This window comes from Acinetobacter sp. 243_ASPC (assembly GCF_001054715.1).
GTDB classification, from domain to species: Bacteria; Pseudomonadota; Gammaproteobacteria; order Pseudomonadales; family Moraxellaceae; genus Acinetobacter; species Acinetobacter soli.
This window is the reverse complement of sequence record NZ_JVOR01000013.1, coordinates 1-2,541: the sequence shown is the minus strand read 5'-3', so window position 1 is coordinate 2,541 and position 2,541 is coordinate 1. Positions and strand designations below refer to the sequence as shown.

5 protein-coding genes are annotated in these 2,541 nt (G+C 34.1%); 3 read left to right on the top strand and 2 right to left on the bottom strand.

Going from position 1 to position 2,541, the window contains the following annotated elements; genetic code table 11:
• The first annotated feature begins 449 nt into the window (after positions 1 to 449).
• The 3 genes from ADA42_RS01810 (at position 450) to ADA42_RS01800 (ending at position 1,598) form a co-directional block, all read left to right on the top strand.
• Positions 450 to 680, top strand: coding sequence for an antitoxin (locus ADA42_RS01810; RefSeq protein WP_004282079.1), 231 nt, complete (start codon positions 450 to 452; stop codon positions 678 to 680).
• Positions 677 to 1,072, top strand: a complete 396-nt coding sequence (vapC, locus tag ADA42_RS01805; protein ID WP_048763289.1) for a type II toxin-antitoxin system tRNA(fMet)-specific endonuclease VapC — start codon at positions 677 to 679, stop codon at positions 1,070 to 1,072. Before ADA42_RS01810 ends, vapC begins: the two co-directional genes overlap by 4 nt.
• An 88-nt stretch (positions 1,073 to 1,160) precedes the next feature.
• Complete coding sequence (locus tag ADA42_RS01800; RefSeq protein ID WP_048763287.1) at positions 1,161 to 1,598, top strand: Imm42 family immunity protein; 438 nt, start codon at positions 1,161 to 1,163, stop codon at positions 1,596 to 1,598.
• A 34-nt stretch (positions 1,599 to 1,632) separates the two neighbouring features.
• On the opposite strand, the gene ADA42_RS01795 is transcribed toward ADA42_RS01800, so the two are convergent.
• A complete protein-coding gene (locus tag ADA42_RS01795; protein WP_048763285.1) occupies positions 1,633 to 1,827 on the bottom strand; it encodes a hypothetical protein in 195 nt (64 codons plus the stop codon).
• A gap of 61 nt (positions 1,828 to 1,888) precedes the next feature.
• Positions 1,889 to 2,080, bottom strand: a complete 192-nt coding sequence (locus tag ADA42_RS01790) for a hypothetical protein (RefSeq protein WP_048763283.1) — start codon at positions 2,078 to 2,080, stop codon at positions 1,889 to 1,891.
• Between the last annotated feature and the right edge of the window lie 461 nt (positions 2,081 to 2,541).

Genomic DNA, 2,541 nt, shown 5'->3' with positions numbered 1-2,541 from the left:
GGATCTTTTTTGAGCATGTTTGATACTTCTTGCCAATAATTTTGGTTAAAAAATAATCAAAATCGCAACTTTTTACGATTTCTTAAGGCTTCCATTTCTGAAATTATCCCCATTTTCTGCGGACAACTATCGGGATAATTTTTTGGGTCTTTCACTGTACGTTCTGGCTTACAGCCATTCAGGAAATTTTCCAATAGGCAGGCGATCCTCGATTTCCTATCATGGACTCATCAAGAACAGGATGTTCGAAGACCTAAAACAATAATCATAAGTCAGACACCAGGATCGTGAAGCTAGACAGGAGTCATGCTTAAGCGCCAAATACGAAAAACCCCGACAGGATGTCGGGGTTTTTTATTGTCTCATGATTTTGATTGCGCTTTGACTCTATACACTTTAATGCTATGGTATGTATCATTGATATGTATTTTTTATGTCTGGAGGTCAAGATGGAAATTGCCAAAGTATTTCAAACGGGTCGCAGTCAAGCGGTTCGATTGCCGAAAGCCTTTCGTTTCAATGGCACTGAAGTTGCCATCAAAAGCTTCGGACGTGGTGTTTTGTTGATGCCAATTGATAATCCTTGGGACGTCATGCTTGAAGCAGTGAACGAGTTCGAATCTGGATTCCAGTTAGAACGTGCTGATCAGGGCGAACAGTTCCGTGAGGAGTTCAAATGATTTACCTCTTAGACACAAATATTTGTATCTATGTCATCAACAATAAGCCTCAACACGTTTTTGAACGCTTTAAGCAATATCAACTCGGCCAGCTTGCGATTTCAAGTATTACGGCATCTGAGCTGGCTTTTGGTGTGGAGAAGTCTGGATCTGAACGCAATAAACAGGCGTTAAACAAGTTTTTGTCACCTTTAGAGATCCTACCTTACGATGAACAAGCAATTTGGCATTACGCCAAATTACGCCAGGATCTTCAATCCACAGGTAAACCGATTGGCGGCTTAGATATGTTGATTGCTGCTCATGCCTTGGCGTTGGATGTTGTATTAGTCACAAACAATACAAAAGAATTTGAACGAATCGATGGGCTAAAGCTAGAGAATTGGGTCTAATCGCTATGTCTAGCCCCCTATACAGGGCTAGAATTCGCATGAGAGATTTTATGTTAAATAGAGATCATAAATTTATGGATATAAATAAATGCTTGTAAAACATAACAATGATTTTTTTATTCAATGGGATACTACGTATTATCTTGAAAACAACCTAGAGTTAGGCGTTTTCAATTTTTGGATTGATGATCATGCATACCCAGGAAAATATACTAATATTACTCTAGTTCCTCTATTTGTTGATCTTATAGGTAATTTAGAAAATATTTATAATATTAAACAAGATTTAGGTGATATTCCTCTGAGTCAGATTGATTTTTCATTAAGTAATGATCAACTGGTGAACTTAGATACAGGAGAACTATTTCAGTATGGATTAGGTTTGAGTATTGGTTTCCATAAAAATATTGAGCGCGTATTTTACACAGTAGATTATGGAAAAAGTTTTTCTGAAATTGTCTTACCCAAAGGGACTCTTACACATACACTGAAATCTCTCCAACAACTCACTAGCCACCATTTATAACTTCGTATAACAGCCTTTATGTTAAATGGAGGAGTTACTCTGTTGGGTTTTCACAGCTTAGTAGCATACATTTTCCATCAATTTTACCAACTAAGCTTATAGGCTTAGATGTTTCTCCATCATCAAAAGATATCTCAACTAATAAGTTTTGATCCTCGAAAGATTCTAATTCTTTAATTAATTGTTTGATGCTTTTACCCTGTATTATCCACTCTGGCTGTTTAGGCATGTTACTCCCAGCTATTAAATATCTCTAAAATTAACATAATACGCCTTATACGAAGCCCAGGTTAATCCTGGGCTTTTTGTTGAATCTGATCATTAGCCTCAAACATTCCAGGATTGGTAATTTTGATGTTTTCCTGACAACTTCTGCAAAGCATCAGCCCAGCAAAAAGTTGTACATGTTGCGTTGATTCACAGAAGGTACATGGCTTAGGAAAAGGGATAATATTGGCTGAATTGACTAATTCTGTTGACATAAGAAGTAACCTTGGATTGTACATATTGATTTTTAATAAATTTCAATACTTTATACCTAATTTAGCCACTAAAATTTGTACATTATTGTATGATCCATGTGTACATATTATTTTTATACTTTTCATATACTTAGACCCAAAATAGCATATATTTTTGTACAACATCATGTACAGAACAATAATCATAAAAATCAAATTTTTAGCATAAAAAAGTCCATGAATTTTGTACACGATTCTGGAACTTAAAAATCTAAACTTTCATCAATTTTTTCCATAATTTCAATAAATTAACCTTAATTTTAAGATATATTGTGAAAGTTGATTTGAAAGTTATTTTTACATTATATTTCAATACTTTAAATCAAAAATTGGATATTTTTTTGAAAAAACCGATGAAAGTTTATTTTATATTTAAAAACAAATATTTATAGCAGTTTTTGTCCATTTTTTTGAAACAGTTT

Excerpts from the sequence above, each read along its gene's own strand:
- ADA42_RS01810 (WP_004282079.1), top strand. The coding sequence starts at position 450 with ATGGAAATTGCCAAAGTATTTCAAACGGGTCGCAGTCAAGCGGTTCGA.
- vapC (WP_048763289.1), top strand. The coding sequence starts at position 677 with ATGATTTACCTCTTAGACACAAATATTTGTATCTATGTCATCAACAAT.
- ADA42_RS01800 (WP_048763287.1), top strand. The coding sequence starts at position 1,161 with ATGCTTGTAAAACATAACAATGATTTTTTTATTCAATGGGATACTACG.
- ADA42_RS01795 (WP_048763285.1), bottom strand. The coding sequence starts at position 1,827 with ATGCCTAAACAGCCAGAGTGGATAATACAGGGTAAAAGCATCAAACAA.
- ADA42_RS01790 (WP_048763283.1), bottom strand. The coding sequence starts at position 2,080 with ATGTCAACAGAATTAGTCAATTCAGCCAATATTATCCCTTTTCCTAAG.